The sequence below is a fragment of the Blautia sp. HCN-20427 genome (assembly GCF_037890365.1).
In the GTDB taxonomy this organism is placed as follows: Bacteria; Bacillota; Clostridia; order Lachnospirales; family Lachnospiraceae; genus Blautia.
Map to the genome: position 1 here is coordinate 74,000 of NZ_JBBKBX010000010.1, position 22,429 is coordinate 96,428.

The 22,429-nt window shown below is 34.6% G+C and carries 23 protein-coding genes and 2 pseudogenes; 18 read left to right on the forward strand and 7 right to left on the reverse strand.

Annotated elements, in window-relative coordinates; genetic code table 11:
• Nucleotides 1–250: 250 nt before the first annotated feature.
• The 6 genes from WKT17_RS08030 (at nucleotide 251) to WKT17_RS08055 (ending at nucleotide 6,690) form a co-directional block, all read left to right on the forward strand.
• The gene (locus tag WKT17_RS08030) at nucleotides 251–1,720 is read left to right on the forward strand and encodes an AMP-binding protein (protein WP_340272315.1); all 1,470 of its coding nucleotides are present in this window, start codon (nucleotides 251–253) and stop codon (nucleotides 1,718–1,720) included.
• Between the two features lie 14 nt (nucleotides 1,721–1,734).
• The gene (locus tag WKT17_RS08035) at nucleotides 1,735–2,646 is read left to right on the forward strand and encodes a lactate/malate family dehydrogenase (RefSeq protein ID WP_340272317.1); all 912 of its coding nucleotides are present in this window, start codon (nucleotides 1,735–1,737) and stop codon (nucleotides 2,644–2,646) included.
• Between the two features lie 275 nt (nucleotides 2,647–2,921).
• Nucleotides 2,922–3,554, forward strand: a complete 633-nt coding sequence (locus WKT17_RS08040) for a class I SAM-dependent methyltransferase (RefSeq protein WP_270475785.1) — start codon at nucleotides 2,922–2,924, stop codon at nucleotides 3,552–3,554.
• Nucleotides 3,547–4,116 carry a TetR/AcrR family transcriptional regulator gene (locus WKT17_RS08045; RefSeq protein ID WP_270475784.1) on the forward strand — a complete coding sequence of 190 codons (570 nt, stop codon included), beginning with the start codon at nucleotides 3,547–3,549 and terminating at the stop codon, nucleotides 4,114–4,116. The genes WKT17_RS08040 and WKT17_RS08045 overlap by 8 nt, the downstream gene beginning before the upstream one ends.
• A 67-nt stretch (nucleotides 4,117–4,183) precedes the next feature.
• Nucleotides 4,184–5,506 (forward strand): MATE family efflux transporter, encoded by a 1,323-nt coding sequence (locus tag WKT17_RS08050; RefSeq protein WP_270475783.1) that lies wholly within the window; start codon nucleotides 4,184–4,186, stop codon nucleotides 5,504–5,506.
• 26 nt (nucleotides 5,507–5,532) lie between these two features.
• Nucleotides 5,533–6,690 carry a cation diffusion facilitator family transporter gene (locus WKT17_RS08055; protein WP_270475782.1) on the forward strand — a complete coding sequence of 386 codons (1,158 nt, stop codon included), beginning with the start codon at nucleotides 5,533–5,535 and terminating at the stop codon, nucleotides 6,688–6,690.
• 104 nt (nucleotides 6,691–6,794) lie between these two features.
• Here the strand turns inward: WKT17_RS08055 and WKT17_RS08060 are convergent.
• The 3 genes and pseudogenes from WKT17_RS08060 to istA all read right to left on the reverse strand — a co-directional run bounded on the left by WKT17_RS08060 (nucleotide 6,795) and on the right by istA (nucleotide 8,740).
• Nucleotides 6,795–7,196: pseudogene (locus tag WKT17_RS08060) on the reverse strand (ATP-binding protein).
• 114 nt (nucleotides 7,197–7,310) lie between these two features.
• Complete coding sequence (locus WKT17_RS08065; protein WP_270475781.1) at nucleotides 7,311–7,547, reverse strand: hypothetical protein; 237 nt, start codon at nucleotides 7,545–7,547, stop codon at nucleotides 7,311–7,313.
• Entirely contained in the window at nucleotides 7,544–8,740 is a 1,197-nt protein-coding gene (istA, locus tag WKT17_RS08070) for an IS21 family transposase (RefSeq protein ID WP_270475844.1), read from the reverse strand. The genes WKT17_RS08065 and istA overlap by 4 nt, the downstream gene beginning before the upstream one ends.
• 279 nt (nucleotides 8,741–9,019) lie before the next feature.
• Here istA and WKT17_RS08075 point away from each other — a divergent pair, with 279 nt between their 5' ends.
• On the forward strand, nucleotides 9,020–9,520 hold the full coding sequence (locus WKT17_RS08075; RefSeq protein ID WP_281853944.1) for a hypothetical protein: 501 nt from the start codon (nucleotides 9,020–9,022) through the stop codon (nucleotides 9,518–9,520).
• Between the two features lie 47 nt (nucleotides 9,521–9,567).
• Here WKT17_RS08075 and WKT17_RS08080 read toward each other — a convergent pair whose 3' ends face one another.
• A complete protein-coding gene (locus WKT17_RS08080; RefSeq protein ID WP_270475779.1) occupies nucleotides 9,568–9,894 on the reverse strand; it encodes a helix-turn-helix domain-containing protein in 327 nt (108 codons plus the stop codon).
• Between the two features lie 123 nt (nucleotides 9,895–10,017).
• Between WKT17_RS08080 and WKT17_RS08085 the strand changes: the two genes are divergently transcribed.
• The 4 genes from WKT17_RS08085 (at nucleotide 10,018) to WKT17_RS08100 (ending at nucleotide 12,000) form a co-directional block, all read left to right on the forward strand.
• Complete coding sequence (locus WKT17_RS08085) at nucleotides 10,018–10,359, forward strand: hypothetical protein (RefSeq protein WP_340272327.1); 342 nt, start codon at nucleotides 10,018–10,020, stop codon at nucleotides 10,357–10,359.
• Between the two features lie 111 nt (nucleotides 10,360–10,470).
• Nucleotides 10,471–10,629: a cyclic lactone autoinducer peptide gene (locus WKT17_RS08090; RefSeq protein WP_270475777.1), complete on the forward strand. Its 159-nt coding sequence runs from the start codon at nucleotides 10,471–10,473 to the stop codon at nucleotides 10,627–10,629.
• Nucleotides 10,622–11,188, forward strand: coding sequence for an accessory gene regulator ArgB-like protein (locus WKT17_RS08095; RefSeq protein WP_270475776.1), 567 nt, complete (start codon nucleotides 10,622–10,624; stop codon nucleotides 11,186–11,188). Before WKT17_RS08090 ends, WKT17_RS08095 begins: the two co-directional genes overlap by 8 nt.
• A gap of 89 nt (nucleotides 11,189–11,277) precedes the next feature.
• Nucleotides 11,278–12,000, forward strand: a complete 723-nt coding sequence (locus tag WKT17_RS08100) for a LytR/AlgR family response regulator transcription factor (protein WP_340272331.1) — start codon at nucleotides 11,278–11,280, stop codon at nucleotides 11,998–12,000.
• Between the two features lie 135 nt (nucleotides 12,001–12,135).
• Here WKT17_RS08100 and WKT17_RS08105 read toward each other — a convergent pair whose 3' ends face one another.
• On the reverse strand, nucleotides 12,136–13,608 hold the full coding sequence (locus WKT17_RS08105) for a transposase (protein WP_118623106.1): 1,473 nt from the start codon (nucleotides 13,606–13,608) through the stop codon (nucleotides 12,136–12,138).
• A 182-nt stretch (nucleotides 13,609–13,790) separates the two neighbouring features.
• On the opposite strand from WKT17_RS08105, the gene WKT17_RS08110 reads away from it, so the two are divergent.
• Both WKT17_RS08110 and WKT17_RS08115 read left to right on the forward strand, forming a co-directional pair.
• Nucleotides 13,791–15,083, forward strand: coding sequence for a sensor histidine kinase (locus WKT17_RS08110; protein ID WP_270475774.1), 1,293 nt, complete (start codon nucleotides 13,791–13,793; stop codon nucleotides 15,081–15,083).
• 63 nt (nucleotides 15,084–15,146) lie between these two features.
• Nucleotides 15,147–15,857, forward strand: coding sequence for a winged helix-turn-helix domain-containing protein (locus tag WKT17_RS08115; protein ID WP_270475773.1), 711 nt, complete (start codon nucleotides 15,147–15,149; stop codon nucleotides 15,855–15,857).
• Nucleotides 15,858–15,908: 51 nt separating this feature from the next.
• Here the strand turns inward: WKT17_RS08115 and WKT17_RS16320 are convergent.
• Together WKT17_RS16320 and WKT17_RS16325 are read right to left on the reverse strand one after the other, a co-directional pair.
• A pseudogene (locus tag WKT17_RS16320) lies at nucleotides 15,909–16,331 on the reverse strand (IS5 family transposase); the annotation flags it as partial.
• On the reverse strand, nucleotides 16,277–16,534 hold the full coding sequence (locus WKT17_RS16325; protein WP_270475840.1) for a transposase: 258 nt from the start codon (nucleotides 16,532–16,534) through the stop codon (nucleotides 16,277–16,279). The pseudogene WKT17_RS16320 and the gene WKT17_RS16325, both read right to left, overlap by 55 nt.
• A 568-nt stretch (nucleotides 16,535–17,102) precedes the next feature.
• Here WKT17_RS16325 and WKT17_RS08120 point away from each other — a divergent pair.
• The 5 genes from WKT17_RS08120 to recD2 all read left to right on the forward strand — a co-directional run bounded on the left by WKT17_RS08120 (nucleotide 17,103) and on the right by recD2 (nucleotide 22,416).
• Nucleotides 17,103–17,522, forward strand: a complete 420-nt coding sequence (locus tag WKT17_RS08120; RefSeq protein ID WP_270475772.1) for a hypothetical protein — start codon at nucleotides 17,103–17,105, stop codon at nucleotides 17,520–17,522.
• Nucleotides 17,523–17,873: 351 nt separating this feature from the next.
• Complete coding sequence (locus WKT17_RS08125; protein WP_281853945.1) at nucleotides 17,874–18,452, forward strand: response regulator transcription factor; 579 nt, start codon at nucleotides 17,874–17,876, stop codon at nucleotides 18,450–18,452.
• Between the two features lie 476 nt (nucleotides 18,453–18,928).
• On the forward strand, nucleotides 18,929–19,492 hold the full coding sequence (locus tag WKT17_RS08130; protein ID WP_117989119.1) for a single-stranded DNA-binding protein: 564 nt from the start codon (nucleotides 18,929–18,931) through the stop codon (nucleotides 19,490–19,492).
• A gap of 41 nt (nucleotides 19,493–19,533) precedes the next feature.
• The gene (locus tag WKT17_RS08135) at nucleotides 19,534–20,184 is read left to right on the forward strand and encodes a hypothetical protein (protein ID WP_117500919.1); all 651 of its coding nucleotides are present in this window, start codon (nucleotides 19,534–19,536) and stop codon (nucleotides 20,182–20,184) included.
• Nucleotides 20,185–22,416, forward strand: coding sequence for an SF1B family DNA helicase RecD2 (gene recD2 / locus WKT17_RS08140; RefSeq protein ID WP_117500920.1), 2,232 nt, complete (start codon nucleotides 20,185–20,187; stop codon nucleotides 22,414–22,416).
• The last annotated feature ends 13 nt before the right edge of the window (nucleotides 22,417–22,429 follow it).

A 22,429-nucleotide genomic window follows, 5' to 3' on the forward strand; every position in this document is an offset into this window, starting at 1 on the left:
TAAGCCATAAACGAAGTAGTTTATACAAAGATAAGATTACGTGCTTGGTGTCACACTTATTTGTGCTTGAAAAGGCGAACTACACATATAAGTATTCGGTCATTCCCAAAGTGGAACAACCCACTCACCTCCCCGTGATTTGTAGTATACCGAGCTCCCTACAAAAAGAATTATAAAGAAAAAAAGCTGGGCAGAAAACTGTTTTCATAACGTTTTGTGCCTGAGCGAAGCGAAAGGAATGGATATAAGTATGAAAGTAATTGAAAAAAATCTATGTAAATATCTTTTAGAAAACAAAAAGGATTCTAGTAAAGTTGCTTTATATTATGGAAATACAGAATATACATATAGAGAAATATATTACCAAGTGGATACATATGGAGAATATTTAAGAACAAGGTTATCCTTAGGTAGTAAAATAATTATACATATTAAAGATCAGCCCCAAAGTATATTTCTATTTTTAGGGGCAATCAAAGTGGGGATACATCCTATCATTTTGAACAGAAATCATAATATTGAAAATATTATGGACACGCTGGAACGTGAAAAAATAAAGCTAGTTATATGTGATTACAATAAGAATAATGATATAAGATTTATTCATATAGATAATTTAACATTAAACTATGAGAAGACTTCAGCAGAATTCTGGGCATATGAAACAAAAGTCTTTTCGATTTTTTCATCCGGAAGTAGTGGAAAGCCAAAACTAATCTCACATAGCTTTGATGACGTATTAACATGTATTAAAAGGTCTGATGAAAATATAATGCATGTTCAGGAATCAGATGTATTTTATTCGCAATCAAGTTTAGCCTTTGCTTACGGTATTGTAAGTTCGATTTTCATTCCATTTGCTTTTGGCGCTTCTACTATTGTTAATACTAATGGTGATGTTTTTGAAATTGTTAGAACAGTTCAGGAAAAGAAACCGACGCTTTTTTTTGCAGTCCCGATTATATATAAAAATTTAATCAGAATGGCGAAGATCAGTGATTTAGATTTCAGTTCAGTTAGAGTATTTCTATCAGCTGGAGAGCTTATGCCTCCAAAGATAATAACTGAATGGGAATTTATATTTAAGAAAACAATTCTGCAGGGTATAGGCAGTACAGAACTCTTATATTTATATATTTCAAACACTCTATGCGAGAATAAAGCAGGAAGTTTGGGAAAAGTATTAAAAGGATATAACGTAGAAATTAGAGACGAAAATGGCAAAAAAATTTTAGGCCCAGATAAAATTGGGGAGTTAAGTGTTTCGGGCAATAGTTTAAGTACTGATATTATTGATTCGAATGAAGTATTTATTGAAAACGAGCATGTTTGGCTAAAAACAGGAGATTTAGTAAAAATAGATTCGGAGAATTTTTACTGGTATATGGGAAGAGTTTCTGATAGTTTTAAAATAAATGGCAGTTGGGTTGACTCAAATAAAATTGCTAATATTTTAAACAAGCATCCTAAAGTAAAGGAGGCTGTAATTTCTGGAAAGCTTTCTAAAGATGAACCAACAAAAATAGTTGCGTATATTGAGGAAGAAAAATACATTAGTGAATGCGATATAAAAGAACTTAAAGCAATGGTATCAAAATCTTTGGGAAGAGAATTTATTCCATATATGTTCTATATAGTAAATGAACTTCCAAGGAATGCTAATGGAAAAATAGATCGGAAAAAGTTACTGGTAGAAATTAATGATACCAGAGCATATTGAGAGGACAAAATAATATGGAAAAAAAGGTTGCAATTATCGGGATGGGAAATGTAGGATCTACTATTGCATATACTGTGCTTTTAAAGAATGTTTGTAGCAGGTTGATTGTTACTGATAAGAATGAAAAACTTTCACATGCTCAATTGCTAGACTTGCAGCATGCTGCTGTTTTAATGAATCGAGATATTCTTATAGAAGAAAAGAAATATTCAGAATTTGGAGATGTTGATTTGGTCGTTTTTACAGCAGCAGCACCTTTAAAGTTAGGACAAACCAGATTGGATATGTTTGAGACATCGAAAAACATAGTGCAGGATGTTATTCCCCAAATTATGTCATCTGGATTTAATGGCATCGTATTGGTTGTTACAAACCCTGTCGATCTTGTATCATATCTGGTATACAAGTACTCTGGACTACCATGTGAACGAGTAATAGGAACCGGCACATTTTTAGACACACTACGATTAAAAAAAGAATTGGCAGAGACATTTAAGGTGAGCATAGCTGATGTATCAACGTATGTAGTTGGTGAACATGGTGACTCCCAAGTGATTAGTTGGAGCAACACAAAGATTAGAGGTAAATTAGTTGATGAAATAGCAGTAGAAAACCAGGAGATTGAAAAGCTAAAAATTCGAATAGAGGATACTGTAAAACAAGTTGGGTGGGATATTGCCAATTATAAAAAGGCTACAACGTTTGGAATTGCCAATGTTACTGCTGAAATTATAGAAAGCATTTTCAATAATACAAATAAAGAAATTACCTTATCAGTATTAAATGGTAATACATATAGTAGTGTACCTGTTTTAGTTGGAGGAACGGGAATTCAAAGACAGTTAGAGATGGAGTATTCTCAACATGAATTATATAAAATTAAAAAATCAAAAGAGACAATAAAAAGGCATTTGCTAATCGAATGAAGATTATTCATTGACAATTCTCATAAATTGGAGTATGATATTTGTAATTGTTAATACCTATGCGTATTTTAAATCTATCAATGTTTTATAAATTCCAACAACATAATGATAAAACATTGATAGATTTCTAAGTATACGCATCAAAAGAGAAAAATATCTATTAAAGAAAGGAAAGAGGGGATGTTTAATTGAGCTGATAACATAGATTAATGTAAGTGTATATACTGAAATGTATAATCTTTGCAATTAATGGTGAAAATGGAGACTATATTACTATGAAGGATCAATTAATAAAAGAGAACTCTAAAGAGGCCTTTAATGAGCAGGCATATTCATATGATTATGATATAAAAGGCAGACATGCACGCACAATGTATCCAGAGATACTAAATTATTTAAGTTCAATTACATATAGTAATTTTTTGGATTTGGGATGTGGTACTGGTGAAATGATTAAAATTATTCTAGCTAGTGATAAGAAAAAAAAGGCGTCTGGAATTGATATTTCTCCGAAAATGATTGAAGTCGCAAAGAAGAAACTGCCACAAGCTGTAGATTTAAGAATTGGTGACAGCGAAAATCTACCATATCCAAATGAGTTTTTTGATGTGGTGTATTGTAATGATTCATTTCATCACTATCCTAATCCGGATAATGTAATATCAGAAGTTTTCCGAGTTTTAAAAAAAGAAGGAATCTTCATTATTTGCGACTGCTGGCAACCATATTTGGGACGTATAATAATGAACATTTACATGAAGCACAGTAAAGAGGGAGATGTAAAAATATATTCTAAAAAAGAAATGGAGACAATGCTAAGAACAAAATTTAAAATAGTAACATGGAAAAAATTGAATAATACATCATGCTTTTGTATAGCTCAAAAGGAGAGGAGGAAAAATGGCTAAAATTAGGATAACAAAAGAACCAGAAGAAAGGAGAAAAGAAATATTAAATGCCGCTATAAAAGTATTTTCTGAAAAAGGTTATGAAAAAACTTCTATAACAGATATTGCGAAGTCTATAGATATAGCGCAAGGTCTATGTTATAGGTATTTTTCTTCTAAAGAGGAATTGTTTGACGCTGCACTTGAAGAATATTCGGACATTCTTATAGGAAATATGATGAAGGAATTTACTGGACAAGAACAAAATTTATCCGAAGTAATCAATAAAATAGCAACTTCTTATGAATGTGACACAGATGTACATTATAGTCTTTTTCATGGTGAACATAATAGAAAGCTTCATGATCAGCTTTTACTACGCGTTTGTGAAAAGTTATCTCCTGTAGTCAAGAAGTATTTGCAAGATGCAGTTGCCACTAATCAAATAGAAATACCAGACGTAGCTGCAGCTACTTCATTTTGTGTTTATGGTCAGCTGGGAATTCTTTTAGATAGAAATATTTTAGAAACGGAAAAAACGGAAAAAATAAAATCATTTTTAAAATTTATTTTAAAAATTTAAACTTTTATTTAAATAATGATTTATAGTTATAAAATGAATGAGTTTCATTCATTACAGGAGAGGCAGTATGAATACAAAAATTGATTTTATAAATGGAGATACAAAAAAAAGTTTTGCAGCTATGGCTATCCCTATGATCTTGGCTATGTACTTAAATATGGCATATAACATTGTAGATAGTTTATGGATCGGAAATTTACTAGGAGAGTCTGCATATGCTGCATTAACGAATTCTACTCCCGTTATTTTACTTTTAACATCAATAGGGATGGGAGCTACGAATGCAATTACGATTTCAATTTCACAGGCGTTGGGAAAAAAAGATTTAAAGAAAGTAAATACTGTAATTTCAACTTCTTTAGTTATTTCAATACTATTTGCAATTTGTATAACTATTATTTTGGAAATTTTTTTGAAAAAAATACTTATATCTTTAAATACACCTAGAGAAATATTGGAAATGGCATATCAGTACTTAAGTATTTATATAGTGGGATACTTAGCTGTGTATTTATTTTTATATTTTACAGCTGTTTTAAGGAGCTTTGGAAATTCTATGTTTCAAGCGATAGCTATTTTAGTATCAACTGGATTAAATGCTATTCTAGATCCAATATTTATTAATTTATTAGGATTTCGTGGGGCTGCTATAGCGACAGTATTGTCACAAACTATTTGTTTGTTCTTTATGATTATATATATTTCTAGAAAAAAATATTTTAAAGTATATATAAAATTATGTGATAAAGAAGTACTATTAGACATCGTGAAAAAAGCTATTCCCTCAATCATCCAGCAGAGTATTCCCGCAATAAGTACAACTTTTTTGACCGCTTTAGTAAGTTCATATAGCATTGCAGCCATCGCAGGATATGGAATTATAGGCAAGTTAGAAACTGTTCTTTTATACCCAGCAATGGGGTTAAATATGGTGCTCACAGCAATTATAGGTCAATGTATAGGTGGGAAGAGAGTTGACAGAGCAAGAAATTATCTAAAATGTTCTATTATTTATGGCGTTTTGGGATTGGCAGTTTTATCAATTATATTTGTGGTTTCTGCAAGGCCGTTATCCAGATTGTTTCTTGATAGTGCAAATGCATCAAAACTTGTTTCCCAGTATTTTATGATTGTTGGATTTGGATATGTATTAAACACAATTACAAATATTTATTTAGGGGCTTTAAATGGAATGGGAAAACCATCTATAAGCATGCTACTTATGATAATTTATTATATAGCTGTTAGAATGCCACTAGCATTTATTTTATCATCATTCACTCCGTTAGGATTAAGCGGAATCTGGCTGGCAGTATTAATTAGCCATATTATTGCATGTTTGGTAGCAACAATAACAGGAATCCATCGCATAAGATTTCTATCCATATAACTATAGAATTATCGAGGAACAAACTTATGTTTAATCAACAAAAAAAATGTATTTCTAGGAGTAACACATATTATGTTATAAAGTATAGCCTGATAGGTATAATACTAAATATATGTTTGTTCTCCATAAAATTTGTTGCTGGATTGTATGCTAATTCTATTACAATAATAGGTGATGGAATAAATAACCTATCGGATATAGGAACTACTATAGTTTCCTGCGTCGGAATACTATTGGCAGGTTTTGGTGCAGGAGAGCATCATCCATTTGGACATGGACGAATTGAATGGATATGTGGCTTGTTTTCATCGTTTTGTATAATGTATATAGGGATAGAATTATTTAAAGTGTCATGGAGTTTTTTGTTTCAACCAAAAGATTTAAAATATTCTAATTTAATAGTTTTATTACTAATAATTTCAATATTAACAAAAATATATATTTTTTTGTTTAATTCAAAGATTAGTAAAAAGTATGAATTAGTATCATTGAAAGCTGTTGCTGTTGATTCATTAAGTGATGCTGCGTCAACAGGGGCAGTTTTAGTTGCTTATCTAACACAAAATTATTTTAAATGGAATATTGATGGATTTTTAGGAATAATTGTGGCTGTTCTAGTTATAAAAAGTGGAGCAAAGATTTGCATTGATATTTTGGGAAGAATACTTGGTCGAAAAGCGGATAAAAGAAGGTATGAGGTAATTAGGCAGATTGTATTCAAATATCCAATAGTAATTAATTGTTATGATATTATGATTCACGATTATGGACTAAATAATATGATTATTAATTTAAGTATATTAGTAAAAGAATATGACGATGTTACAAATACGTTATCACAGCAGATTCAATATGATATATATACTAAATTAGGATTTTTTAGTACTGTCCATGAAGAAAAAGCAACTGAAGATATTACTCGGTCAGATCAACTTTATGAATTGATTATTGAAAGAATAAAAACATATGGCATTGAACTAAAGATAAATAATTATAGAATGTTAACTGGGAAATATGTAGTATTTGATTTGATTTTACCCACAACCAATTTGGCGCATAAAGACGAAATTATAAATTCGATAAGAAATGATATAGAAAAATTTGATCCAGAGATTAAAGCAATTGTATATTGTAAAATTTCTAACAATTATAGGACACTTTTTTATAAAATACAGAAACAATAGTTAAGATATATCATAGAAGATAAATTATGTTCGTCAACTAGAAAGTGAGCCATTCGCTGACTTGATTTTGAGCCACCCAGTGATGGCCAGAAAGTGAGTCACCTTTACTTCCTGGCTTCTTTGGTTTTGGTCAGCCGATACGATTCTCCGTTCATATCTAGCACATAGGACTGAAAAGTCAGACGGTCGATCATAGCGGCTACCATGGCTGTGTTCTCAAAAAAGGTTATCCATTCAGAGAATGGCAGATTTGTTGTTACTATAATGCTGTCGCGCTCGCTCCTGTCAGCAATGATCTTAAACAGGAGTTCTGGCTAGTAGCGGTCAAAACTGACATACCCCATTTCGTCCAGTATCAGAAGATCTGCCTTCTGGATTCGTTTTTCCAGTTTGCCAAGGGAATAGTTATCCCGAGCTTCGGAAAGTTCCGTTGACAGGGAGTATGCATTTTTGAACAGAAAGGACATTCCCATGGAGCACGCTTTCAGCTCCAGACCGATTGCCATATGCGTTTTTCACCGGCCTGGATTCCCCAACATTGTGATATTTCTGCGGTCCTTGATAAACTTACAGCTTGAGAGTTCGTTTAAGAAGAGTTCATTTATGGAACCACTGTAGAGTTACAGATCCAGTTCTTCCAATGTTTTGGTAAATGGAAATCCCGCTCTCTTGAGGCGGCGCAGGTTTTGATTTTCCTGCCTTTGCTCATACTCTGTTTCCATTAATGAAAGCAGGATCTCACTGATATCAGAATCAGGAGAAAGCTGACGGAGTGCTTCTTTATAGGTGGTAAAGGTTGGGATCTTAAGCAGCTTCGCATACATCCGGATTTGATCTTCAATTACTGTTGTGCTCATTTGCTGTTCACCTCCTCTCTGAGACTCAGTTGGTCGTATTGTCGGAGGTCAACCGAAAGGATCTTTACCGGATCCTGGATCTGGGGCTTTGTGATGTCAACGAAATCGTGAAAAATGCTCATCATTCTGGAATAATTGCTGTTGTTTTTTCGAAGTTCCTCCAGAACTTCCGGCGGAACATTCTGCTTCACAGGCGCTGCGTCAGGGATCGCCCGCCGCCGTTCTTCAAGAAGCGGCATATAGTGTTCCAGATGGTAAATACTCTGATGTTTCCCGTAACACCGGGTATGTACTGCAATCAATACTCCTTTATAGTAGATTTCTACTGTTTCGGGATATCCTTTGATCCCTACCATTCTGCCAGTATATTGAACCGGAACGGAATAACTGTTCGTCCGAAACCTGGCAGTGGAAAAAGCATTCACTCTGACGTTTGCGCTTTTGGCAGTTTCAAATCTGTACCCGGGGAGAGGATGGAATTCAGCCATCATTACTCCAACTTTATCGGGTTTGCCCTTAATCTGATGTGCTTCATATTTCATGCAGCGTTCCAAAAGTAGTGTATTCAGTTCGGAAATATCAGGAGCGTAGGGAACAGGAACAAGAATGTTTCTGCGGGCCCATCCCACTGATCCTTCTACAAGTCCTTTTTCATGTCCTTCAGCAGGATTACAGAAAAGGGCGGAAAAACTGTAGTGAGCCGCAAGAGCAGTATATCCTTTCTGCGCCTGTGCATGTTTCCCAAATCCCTCTTTTACAGCAACTTTACAATTGTCGAAGATAACCTTATGAGGAACGCCTCTCAGGATATCAAAAGTACGAACGAATGCATCCAGAAAACTTTCTTCATTCTGATGACGATAGGCAAGTACAACTGGTCTGCAGCTGTAACAAAGCCGCGCACAGAAAAGATCGATCACAGTTTTCTGACCGTTGAGATAAACTGTAGCTTCACCCCAGTCCACCTGCATTGCCTTGCCAGGTTCAAACTGAAGAGGAATAAATGCTTTAGGCTTGCATTCCTTTAGTTCATGGACTTTTGCACGGACTGTAGATTCCCCACCTGTAAATCCGGTTTCTTCAACAAGCCGGTCATAGATACGTTTTGCGGTATGCTTTTGCTTTTTAAGACCTTGACGGGAATCTTCCTCAAGGCAGTTTTGTATAAATCGGACTACGTCTGGTGTAAGAATCGTCGATTCACGGTCAGGCGTTTTCCGTTCCCAGGGGACAGTATTCCCTTCACAGTATTTTTAACGGTATTCCTGGACATGCCCATCGTTTTTGCGATATGTCTCTGACTTTCAACAGCAAGGAAACGTCTGCGAATTTCATCGTAATCTTGCATTGTGATAACCACCTTATTTCCCTCCGAATAAAAAGACTTTTATTCAGAGTACTTTTTAAGTGGCTCACTTTTAGATTAGCATTTATAGACAAATAGATTTAGAAGAAAATGGATGATACAAAGTATGACTGAAAATTATAGAAGGTTAGAATTAAATCTTAAAAGTAATACAAAAGAATTTATAAAAATTATTAATTATGTAAAAGGGAGACTGCCAAACGAAAAAGCAGAAACAAAGGAAGACAAAATTGATTTAGATGAGTTTAGTTTTGAAGTAGTCAATATGGCATCTAAAGTATTTGAAAACAAGGAGTTGGTTCTACATGTTACAATCACCAGAAAAGTTCTCCCTACAATATACAGTGATTACATCACTTTAAAGTATATTTTTTCAAAGATTTTGATGATGTGTGTGAAAGGTGCAAAGAATGGAACCATAGTAACTTTATCAATTAGAAAAAAAAGAAATTACTGCATTTATGAATTTATATATCGGAATGGAGAAAAAAACAGTATAAATGATAAATGGAAGGAATGGCTATACTCGATTGTAGAAGATAACAAAGGCACTCTTACAATAAAAGAAAAAAAGAACACATATACATTTATCTGTTTAATCTTATGAACAATAATACCGGAGGAGTAGGTGATAAATCTGTACCTCCGGTATTTTTATTCATCATATGACTCAATAATTTTGCCTATTATTTCTGCTAAAACTTCCAGTTTAGCTTGTGGACAGCTTTCTAAAATGTTATTAAACACTTGTTTACTAGCTTTCGAACCATTTCCAAAAAGAAGATAGTCGGTTGATATTTCCAGAATTTGAGATAAAAGTACCAGATTCTTTAAGGATACTCCACGTGCGCCACTTTCTATATCATCCATGAATTTTGAAGTAATACCTAATTTTTCTGCAAGCTCCTTTTTGGAAATAAGCAGTTCTTCTCTACGTTTCCGAATCCTTGAGCCAAATGACAATAAATCTAATGTATGCATATAACTCCTCCAACTTGTTTAATTATATTTTACGTAGAGATATTCTGAAATAAACTATTAGCGTTGAATATTAGAACTAAAAGTTGTATAGTTAAAGAAATAGCTAAAAGGAGCATACATATAATGCAAAATTACATGGACATGATAATAGAAGAGCTTTCTGATTACGAAATAGAACTATTTTACGACCGAACAAATATGGAACTATATGGCAAAAAAGTAAACCAAAACTATGAGTTGATTACAAATTTGATCAAAGAATTATATGGAGAAAAGGCTAGAGAGCGGATATATATTAGGATGCACGGATACAAAAATTGGATTATAATAAGAATCGTTGGGGAATGGAATTTGCCAGAGGTAAAGATTGCTGATATACAAAAGAAGTGTTTGAAAATTAATAAGGAAACAATAATTACATTCTCAAGAAACGATAAAAATTTTTCTATTATTGTGACTTGCTAATCGTCATTTATACAATAATCTCGTAGTTTGTCCATTCTTATTGAAATTAAATGACTAATTAAATATAATTAACATGTAACAACTTATATGGATAGAGACGGAGGTTATCGTATGAATATGAAAGAAAAAGTTGCAAAAGTTATTGCAAAAACATCATATAAGGTTGCTGAAAAGAATGCCAACACAGCTTGTGTTTTTCTGCATGGACAACCCCAAATGCCAGAAAGCGTAAAGAAATTAAACAAAACAGAGAAAGAGAAATGTGAATAACAGAGTTACCAAGTTTCTATTAGAAACAAATGTAATTACTTCTGATGAGATCGAGATTTATCAATATGGCTTTGATCTTATTGTAAAAATAATAATTCATACGTTTCTAATTTTAATAATTGGTTTCCTTTTCGGACATTTCTTAGAAATGGTTTCTTTCCTAGTCACATATGCTTGGCTACGTGAGTATGCAGGAGGATATCATGCAAGGACGTCAAAAGGATGTTACTATTGTACCATACTCGTTACTATATTTGTGCTTGTGATGTTCTTTATATTTCGGCAGCTAAATGTTGGATTGATCTGTATATGTATGCTGATCAGTGGAATTGTTATATGGAGAGGATCTCCGCAAGAAGCGCCTACTAAACCACTATCAGAAAAAGAAAAAGTAATTTATAGAAAAAAAACACGATCCATTTTGCTCTGCTTAGCAGTTATCTTTGGAATTGGATGCGTCTTAAGCAGAGAGGTTGCGGTTGGAATTGTCTGTTCCTGGATAGTTCAGATGGCAATGTTGTTTTTTGGAAGATACTTTGCAAAAAAATATACGGTATAGTTAAAAAAGAATCTGCTGAAAGGATTCTTTTTTTATTGTATGATTGTAAGTGGAGAATAAAATGATAAAGGAGATAGGAGGCATACAGGATGATAAAGATTGCTGTGTGTGATGATGAAAAACAGGTCCGTCTCAGATTATTGACAATTATCCAACAATACTTCAGTGAAATTAAACGAGAAGTATGGGTTGCCGGATTCAAAAGAGGACAAGAACTTTTAAGTGCAAAAGTAAGATTTGATATCATTTTTCTTGATATAGAAATGCCAGAACTAAATGGCATTGAAACTGCAAAAAAGCTAAGAAAGTGGGATGTTACTAGTAAAATTATTTATGTAACAAATTATGACCACTATCAAAGAAATGCATACGAAGTACATGCTTTTGATTATATAAGTAAACCCATTAAAGACACAGATATTTTTAAAACATTGGGCGAAGCAGTACGCTATTTAGATAATGCAATCGAAAAGCAAAAATGTGTATTTGAGACAGAAGAAGGATTAGTAACTATTGAAATAGAGGATATTTATTACTTTGAATATTCGTGTAGAAGAGTTATTATTCATACTACTCAAGGAAATTACTTTGCGTCATATAGTCTGAAAGAACTATATGAAAAGTTTAAAAAATATAACTTTGAATCGCCACATAAAAGCTTTATTGTAAATTTGTTATATTTAAAAAGAATTAAGGGTTTTGATATACTTCTAGAGAATAATGATATAGTGCCCTTGGCACAAAAACGAGCGGTAGACTTTAAAAATAAATTTAATGATTTTTTACAGTCTACATTTGACAGAATTAGGTAATTGCGAAACACATTCCTAAAACTTGCGTAAAAGAGATAAACGTTCTATCTTACAGATATTTTAATGCAGAAAATAAAAAACACTTGATTTTGGGCACAACAAATAAGCCTCATCTAGCTATGAAGTTGGTAAGTCCTATGCAATAAGAGGTTTCAGACTGCGAATATATTCATGATGTTTAATTTTATCTGCAAGCACTACGGTTATCAGTTGCGTAATGCCTGCAAGTATTAAATCGGCGTGCAACGTGTTTTCGTTTTGTGTACGACGACCTGCCAGGCAGAGGTTTGCTTTGATATGATTGATGTCCCGCTCTACGACAGTTCGAATTTTATAGGTGTTATCCCATTCTTTAGTGCCACGGATAGTGCCAGGAAATGCACGCAGATCCTTTTCTGGATAAATGTAAATCATTCTTCCACAAGGGGATGTGGTACAAGGGTTGTCACATTGGCAACGGCGGTGATAGTTTCCATCTTCACATTTTATATATTTCATTTTCGGGCAGACAAACTTGAAAGTTGGAAGTCCACAGCGAAGATGAGAAGTATTTCCTTCAGGTTTCATTGGAAGTGAGGGATCATGTGGACAGCAAGGGATGCCATTGTCATTGATCGTGTAGTCTATGTTCTCTAAATGAGAGCGTGAATTAAGTGGGATATATGCTTTTGAAAAATGCTTATCAATACCAAAGGTATCACCAGAAAGTAATTCTTTGTATAACTGAACAGAGTCGAAAGAGGCATCGCCCAGAAAAACTTTGGGATTGATCAGTGGGTGCTTTGCAAAAAAATCTTTCAAGGTTGGAACAAGAAGTTTTGAGTCATGGACAGATTTATCTTCATCGGGAGAATCCGTTTTCTTTTCTACGACAATATCAGGATGCGATACTATGAAATCCTTGTTGTAAAAGGAAATATGGCGAATAATTCCAAGTCCGTTGGTGACAATGCCAAACTTGAAAACATAACAAAAATGTCCATTGATGTAAAGCTGTTTGATTTCAGGATTAGCAGAAGCATGAGAAGGCATAGCACCATACGCAGCTTTATAAGGATCATATGATTTATCATAGCCCTTGGATTTGGCATAAGCCTTAAGCTGCTTGATAATCCGGTTTGCGTATTTCGGATTATTTTCAGTGACAAAAGCTTCAATTCCAGAAGAATCAAAAATGGTCATATCAGCTTTGGCGGAATCAATAGCCTGACAGATTGGTTCCGTAAGATCCACAAGATGCTCGAACACGGACTGTAGATCATCTAAGAAATCCTGTTTAAATCGAGTGATTTTAGAGGCATCAGGAACTTTATCAAAACCGCAGAAATCACGAAGCGGTTTGGAGTATGCAAGGAAGACCAACAAGAGTTGGTCAGTAGGAATAGAAAAAATACGTTGAATAATCAAGGCCCATAAAAAGGCTTGCAAAGAGTATTTACGGGTTCTGCCCGTTGATGCATAAAAATGGTTTCTAAAGGAAATCGGAATAATTTCATCAATGTCGATATGAGTTTCTAATAGAGAGAGAAACGCAGGTTTGTCATTATCAAGTTTTTCTTGGCAATCTGTAAAAATTTCTGCCAAAGAAAGCTGTTTATATGGTATCATAGGTATCAGAATAACTCCTTTCTTGGGTGATGGTTTTTAGTTTTTAGTCAACTCTATTATACCATATCCAGTGAGGGGTTATTTGTTTTTCATAACAGAAAAATGCCGTATTCATGCGGCTTGTGGCGTTTCGCAAACGCCTATTTGACAGAATTTAAGAAAGGGGACATTTGGTGGTGTATATGCTTCATATTATCGGACTGATATGTTCTTGTTCTGTTACAGATTTTGTTTTTTTTAGGATAATGGATGCTATATATGAGAGAAAATATCCGGAAAAGAAGGGCGTTTATATTTTATCATTCTTTGGATGTTTCCTATTGCATATGATGATATCATATCTAAACATACCTGCATTGAATTTAGGGTATTCAATGGCTGCATTGGGGTTTATATCTTTCATCCTATACAAGCCATGTGGAAAAAATATTTTTATGAATTCAGCAATGGTAATCATATATATGGCTATTGTTGATGTTTGTGTGACCATTGCTTTTTCATTTTTTGTAAATGGCAGTACCTATGCAGTGTTAATGCACCCAAAATCATATTTACTTTCAAGTGTCGGAAATGCGATTGTTGTAATTTGTACAAATAGTTTATTCATACAAATTTTACAGCATTGCCAAGTTAGCGGTATCTCAAAAATATTGCATTTATATATGATGTTTTTAATGATATTTGAATTTGGTATCATCCTTCTTTTTCTCAAAATCGATACAAACCCAAACAGTAACATAGCTCTTTTACATTTATGTATAGGGTTTGTTATTTTGGATGCTGGTATTTTATATTTATACAAAAAGATATCTGAAAAGGCAAAATATGAGCAAAGAAGCGTATTAATAGAACAACAGTTGGAAATGACAGCAAAGTATTATGAAGATCTCCAAGAAAACTATGAGAAGACACAAAAAGCATTGCATGATATGAAGAAACATATCCAGACAATAAATGAACTAGAGCAAGTTGATAAAAAAACTCAAAATGAATACGCAGAAGAATTTATTAACTCTATTGAAAATATCCGACCACAATTTGTTTGTAGTGACAGGATTTTATGTTCAATTATATGGAACAAGATTGAAAGTTGCGAACGCTATGGAATTAAATTTGATATTAGTATGCAGGATATAATATTTGACTTTATGAATAAGCCAGAGGTGACGGCGCTTTTTGCAAATCTGCTTGATAATGGTATCGAAGCATGTCTCGCATCAGACAAAGAAAAAAAGGAAATTTTTCTTAGAATACACAGCTTTAAAGATTATATAGTAATAAAGATGAAAAATACGGTTGGTACCCGCCCGAAATTAAAAAATAAGAAATTAGTTTCGACAAAACTTGGTCATTTAGGATTAGGAATATCTATTATGGAAGAAATTGCGGAAAAGTATTGGGGAAATATAAATTATGAGTATTCTGAGGAATATTTTGAGACTAAAATTATTTTATTAGCTGGAAATAAAGAATAAACAGATTTAGGGCGATAGATGCAAACTCTCTTTTAAAGATGAAACTTATTGGGAAAATATTATATGGATAAACGAATATTAATTTTGACAGGAGAAAAATCGAATACAAAGGGAACTTTTATATGGAAGCATATAGAGAGTCTGAAAAATATAAACGATTTTATTTGGGAAATAGGAGTAGAAAAAGAATATGATTATCTTTTATGCATCCTTGAAGTACCGGCAAGTGTTCAGGAAATAAGGTATTTCGCTTTATCTGTTAAGAAGTTCTATTCTTTACCTATTTGTGTTTTTGAGAAGAATATTATTGAGAGTTACCCTGGAGAAAAATTGAGAATTATAGGAATGATTGACATTCTGATCAAAAGATCATTTGCAAAAAAAGAATTTTTCCTTCTAATTGATCGGGTTCTTGACCTAGAGGATAAAAAAGAAACAATGCCAGCAGAAAAAAAGGTTGAAGCAATTGGAGAAGATGGGGTCATTAAGATATATCCTTATAAAAGGAAACTATATATTAATGAGAATAGAGTCAATCTAACAAGAAAAGAATTCGATATTTTCTATTATCTTTTTCAAAAAAAGGGAGATGTAGTATCGCATAAAGAGTTATATGAAAGAGTTTGGAAACAGGAATATATTCATGATGATATGAACATTATGGCTCATATACACCGTCTTAGAGGAAAAATTGAGAAAGATCCGAAGAATCCACGATACATTTGTAATCAGTATGGTGTTGGATATTATTTCTGTAATATGTTACAAAAATAGTCAAAAAATGTAGTTGTTACTAGAGCGTGTTTGAAAATTGCTGCAAATTAGTCATTTTAACCAAATTAAAACAGAAGCAAGACATATGAATCCTAAATAGGTGAATGCATATTTATCATACCGGGTTGCAATTCTTCGAAATTCTTTTAATTTGAGAAATAATTTCTCAACTAAATGACGTTCCTTATATAGCCACCAGTCACAGTGACGTTCAAATTTTGCATTCTTTTTTGATGGGATTGTTGGTTCTGCACCGTGTGTATAGATATAATCAATCAGCTCATCGCTATTATATCCACGGTCTGCAAGAACATTACAGCCCTCCAAATGAACATGCTTTAATACGGGGATCGCAAGATTACAATCGTTACGCTGTCCTTCGATGAGCATCAGGTAGATCGGATAGCCGTAAGAATCCACTACCGCATGTATTTTGGTGCTTGCACCACCTCGGCTGTGTCCAATTTCACTTGGAGTCCCCCTTTTTTTGCTCCAGCACTATGTTGATGGGCTTGAACGATGGTAGAGTCTATAGATAAATCTCCCAATTCTGCTTCCAGACTTAACACCCGAAAGATATTATCCAAAATTCCATCCTCTATCCATTTGCGAAAACGGCTATATACACTTGTCCAAGGCCCATATCGTTCCGGAAGGTCCCTCCACGCAGCACCCACCGCTGCGTGCAAGCCAGATCATTGCATTAAGCATCAAACGATTGTCTTTCGAAGTGGTTTTCCGGTATTTTCAGGAGGAAGTAGCAAAGCAATCTGTTCCCATTCCTGATCAGTTAATTCATAACGTCTTGACATATGAAAGCCCCCTTTTTCTTTATTCTATCATGAAAATGGGATAGAAACACATGCTTTATAAAATTTTTAATTTTCAAACACGCTCTAGGGAAAAGTAAACATAATAGTGAGCCACTAAAGGGATAGGAGAGTAGAATAGAAGATATTTTAAGATGAAATTGAAGATATAATTTATTATACATTTAATAGAACCAATAAGATTTTTTTGGTTAAGCAAATAGGATAAGAACGGTGCAAAATGCATTGCTCCGTTTTTGAATATAATAATGCGGAATTTGGAACAACACAGCAGATGAGAGATACTTTTCTATAATTGGAAATGTTTATTCGAATTAATAATGACCACTTATTACGAATTTGATGGTTAAAATAAGAAAAGGCAACAATAATTATATCGTCATGACTTAAGAGAAAGAGAATAAGGAGCTATAAAATGAAAAGAAAAAAGTTTATTATTTTGTCTTTAATAGTTGCAATACTTTCACTTTCAAGTTGTGAGCAGAAGCGTGTAGAAGGAGAACCTGATGTTATTAGTAGTATGAAAACAAATCAAGATGAACGACTGATTATTATTGCAAATCGAAATCAAATTAATAATAAAGAGGACTTTGCAGAATATCTCATCAAAAAATGTAAAGAAAATACTTTCAAGACTATTAAATTTTCTATAGATTATGGATATGCTACTAGTCTGTACCTTTCAGTATACTTGTGGGAAGATCAGGTAAATGGTCGGGAACCAGTAATGGTAGTGGAATACTTACCTGATGAATGGGGACAGGAATATGATATTTTTCATGATCCAGAAAAGTTTCAGATGTATATTGATGGAAAATTAACAAATACTTCCTAACATTTTTATGGAAGCAGAGAAAATTCTATCGCAATAGAATAGACGAGGCTGTTATATATATAGAAGAGTAATCATCTAGGAATCTATAGACCATCTTTTATATCCTAAACTTGTATAATTCAAAATAAAATACAAGTCCAATAATTTTGTAATCTGTAATTGTAACGAAAAGATTTATGAAATGGTACTGTCCTATTTGTGTTATCTTTTGGAAAAGGAAGATGTTATATGTGATATGTAGAATCTTATTTGTATTATTCCTCCTTCAAGAGCCACAATATTTGTAAATATTTGGATGGAGAATATCAGGTAATATATAAATCAATATCAAAAATAATGAAAACCAGTCAGATGTTGGAAAATATATATGCTTTATATATTATAGAAATGACAAATTTTACACAAACGAGTGAAACGTTGATTAATAAAATCCGTCAGAACTCTAATTCCCCGATTTTTTTTGTTTCTAAAGCTAATTTAGCAGAAAAGCAAAAGCGCGAGGCGGTTTATGCGTTTGAAAGTGGTGCAGATGATTATCTTGGTTTTCCGTTAGATGTAGAAAAAATAGTGATAAGATTAAGGGCATTAATTAGAATGCAAGAGCGTATTCATGAGCAAATAAATATTTGGCATTTTCAAGGGTTGAAAATTATTTTGGAAAGTAGACAAGTTTTTTATGGGAGGACAGAAATAGTATTAACGAAAATAGAATTTGACATCATATGTTTTCTGGCACAACAAAATGGTCGGGTGGTTACCTATAAAGAACTATACGAAGCTGTTTGGAATAAAGAATATCTTCAGGATGATGGAAATATTATGGCACACATACACCGGATTCGCCAGAAGATAGAAAGAGATATAAAAAAACCGGAATATATACAGAATGTGTATGGTGTCGGATACCGCTTTGGGGAATTTCCTCAATAGGTCTCTTAGAATATTTTTCAAAGATGGTGGATAAATGGCTGACTTTGGCTTATCCATCTATAACATTTTGTACTTTAACAAACACTAAATTGTATGAATACATATTGACTGCCACTATATGTTGTGTTACTATAAAAATGAAATTTGTATTTGTATTCATCAAAAGATGGGTAGTGTATTTTGGTTTCGGAAAAGTCCGGAAGTGAATTATGAGGAATTTAAGATTCCTGTCTGTCACAAGCAATATAAGTGAGGCATTTAGAATGAAGAAATTCTAAGTGCCTTTTTTGTGTTTTGTATGCGGTTAGGATGAAGACAAGTACAGATGAAAGAAAAGGATAAGGAGGTGTAAAGAAAAATTGAAAGAAAGGAGGATACGAATAAAGTGAATACGAATAAAATACGATACCGATGACAAAGCGTTTAGAAAGAAGTTTCTAAGCGTTTTTTTTAACAGGAAATGAAGGAGGATATACATGAACAAATCAATTATGATGGGAAGACTGGTAAGAGATCCGGAGATTAATTACACAACAAAGAAAGATGGGGATGAATTTGTTGTAGCAAACTTCCGTATTGCCGTAGATAGAAAATACAGTGACGAAACCGATTTTTTTCCATGTACGGCATTCGGCTGGCTGGCAGAATTCGTAGAAAAGTATCTGTATCAGGGCATTAAAATCGTAATCACCGGAAGAATGGAAAACAATAATTACACCAACAAGGATGGGGATAAAGTTTACGGTGTAAGACTCTGCTGTGATGAGATTGAATTTGCCGAAAGTAAGAACAGTCAGGACGACGATGAAGATGATTCCAAAAGTAGGAGCAGAAGTAATAAGAGCAGACAGAGTTCATCAAGAGGAAGGAAGAGTTCAGGAAGCCAGCGCTCATCAAAAAGCAGTTCGGGTAGATCAGGCAGAAATTCCAATTATTCTTCCGGAAAGAGCAGCCGCAGTAGTAGCCAAAGAGGTCGGTCATCCAGAAATGATGATGTGGATGAGCAGTTTGATGATATGGATTACGAAGAATTTGATTAAAGCATCCTGGGGGATTTCCCCCGGGAAGAAAGAGGTAGTTTATGGAAAAGCTAAAGAGGTTGGCAGAAAAATATAAATGGCTTTGTATTCTTACAGGTGGGATTGGATTTTTTCTATCCCCTTTTTTATGGCCGTTTTTTCTTATGATTATTTTCCAGTCTTTAAGTCTTGCGGCGCCCATCATAGTAGCAGCGTTTATTATAAAAACTGTACGGGAGGAAAAAAAAGATGAACAGAAGAGTAACAATGGAAGTAACCAGACCGAAAGCACAGATTTTGATACCTCAAAAGATGTATCAGACAGGAGAGATTCAGCGTATCAGAAAGATGAGAAGGCAGATTTATCGGAAAGATACCAAAAAGAAGGAATGCAGCCGCTAAAGGAACCTAGTATACAGCATGAGAAAAGTGAGGAGGAATGCAAGGCGGTTGTCTGGTATCAGATGGAGGGGCAGGAAAGAATCCAGAACCTGAAGGCAAAATTAGAAAAAACAGGTATCTGGAGATTTTCCATCACTCCGGAAGGTGTCTGCTGTGTGCCGGAAGGAAAATATTTTCGAAGAGTGGGGATGTTGCGGGCATTCCCGGCTCACGAGACAAAGATATTAATCCAGTACTTACATAAAGATCATATCCATGCTGTAAAAAAAGGAAAATATCTATGGTTATCGTGGGGAAAGGAGCGTAAGTAAATGATACATGCAAAATCCATTGAACGAATATTTTATAATGCCGGGAATGGTTATACTGTTGCCGCTTACCAAACAGAAGAGGAATTACCGAAAAAAATTGTCCGTTCTCATCCGGGAAACACCGGATATTTTCAGGCAGTTGGGATTGAACTTCCGACCGGTGACGGTGTAGAGGTTGAACTGGACGGTGACTGGAAAGAGACAAAGTATGGCATGCAATTGGACGTTTCATCGTTTCGCATCTGTATTCCCGAAACAACGGAGGGAATCAAAGCTTATCTTGCATCTGACATGATCAAGGGGATTGGCCCGGTAACAGCGGAACGCATTGTTGAGAAATTTGGAAAGAAAACATTGTACATTATGGAAAATGTGCCAGAGAAGCTACTGGAGGTTTCAGGGATTACCGAGAGCAGGCTGGAAACAATCATGGAGGGGTATCAGAAGAGCCGGCAGTTGAGAGAATTGATGGTTTATCTGGCGCCTTTTGGTGTGACCTCGAACAAGTTAATGCGGATACAGGAGCATTTTGGAAACAATGCTTATCCAATTATTAAGAAAAATCCGTTCCGATTGTGTGAAATTAAAGGATTTGGTTTCTTGACGGTAGATCCGATTGCCAGAAAAGCGAAAAACTTTAAAGCAGATAATCCGGAACGCATCAAAGCAGCAATTTTGTATGTGCTTCAGCGTGCCGCTGATGAGGAAGGACATCTGTTTTTGAAAAGTGAAGAAATTGTAGAACGGTCTGCCGAGCTTTTAAATCATGCAAAAGACAGACAGAAAGTTTCGGAACGTATAATTAAGGATATTGGGAATGAAATGATACGTAAGGATCAGACATTGATTGGAAATGGTGGTGGAATCTATACCAAACGAAATTTTGAAGTGGAAATGGGAGCTGCGGCAGAGTTGATGCGGCTTTTAAAGCGAAAGAGGAAGAAAGTGGATATAGAGCCTCTTCTGCAGCAGATTACAGCCGAAGAAGGAATTACATTAAGTAAAACACAGGAGCAGGCAGTACGCCAAGTGTTCCAGTATCCGGTATCTATCATCACCGGAGGGCCGGGAACCGGAAAGACAACTTTGATTCGCATTATCATCCGAATTCAGGAAAAATTAAACAAAGATTCTTTAATTTTGCTTTGTGCGCCGACCGGGCGTGCAAGAAGGCGTATGTATGAAAAAACTGGATTTCCGGCAATGACCATGCAGAAAGCAGTGGGGATTCCTTCAGAGAATGAGGACGAGGAGGAATCGTGGCATGCCGGTAAACTGGAAGATGATTTTATCATAGCAGACGAGTTTGGCATGTGTGATATGTATCTGGCAGACCGATTTTTCTCAGCCATAAAAAAGGATGCAACCCTTGTTATGATAGGAGACAAAGATCAGCTTGGCAGCGTGGGACCAGGAAATGTATTTCATGAGATGATCATTTCAGGGATGATTCCGACTACCATTCTCGATTCCTGTTTTCGTCAAGAGGAAGGAAGTACGATCGTGGAAAATGCAGTACGCATCAATCGGAAGCAGACAAAGCTCATATATGATGATACCTTTGAATTCTATTCAGCGAATGCGCCGGAAGATGCTTCAGAGATCATACGTGATTTGTATGAGGATTACTGGAAAACACATGGGAAACAGACTGATGATATACAGGTACTTTCACCATTGAAAAAGAATACTGCGGCAGGTTCCGACGCACTCAATGAGATGTTGCGGGAAGTGGTTAATCCAAAACGGCGTGGACGGAAAGAAATAAAGAACGGAGGACGTCTTTACCGAGAGGGAGATAAGGTCATGCAGACAGAAAACAGAGATGATATTTCAAACGGTGATCTTGGCGAAGTTGTGAGCATTTTTAAGAAGGAGGGAAAGACGGTGATGCGCGTAGACTTTGGAGATGATCGGCTTGTGGAATTCTCTGATGATGATTACTGGCCGCTGGTTCATGGGTATGCAATGTCGGTGCATAAATCTCAAGGAAATGAGTGCCCTGTTGTTATAATCCCTATGCTGGGGTGCTTTTGGCGCATGTTACAGAGAAATATTTTTTACACTGGAATCACACGTGCAACAAAAAAGGTGATTATTGTAGGAAGTAAACGGGCAGTTGCTCAAGCTATCCGAAATAATACAACGGCTAAACGTAATACACTTTTCGGAATGCGTTTAAAACAGGTAGGAAAAGAATTATTGAATGCATATGAACAGCGTAGTGCATAAATCATAAAAATTA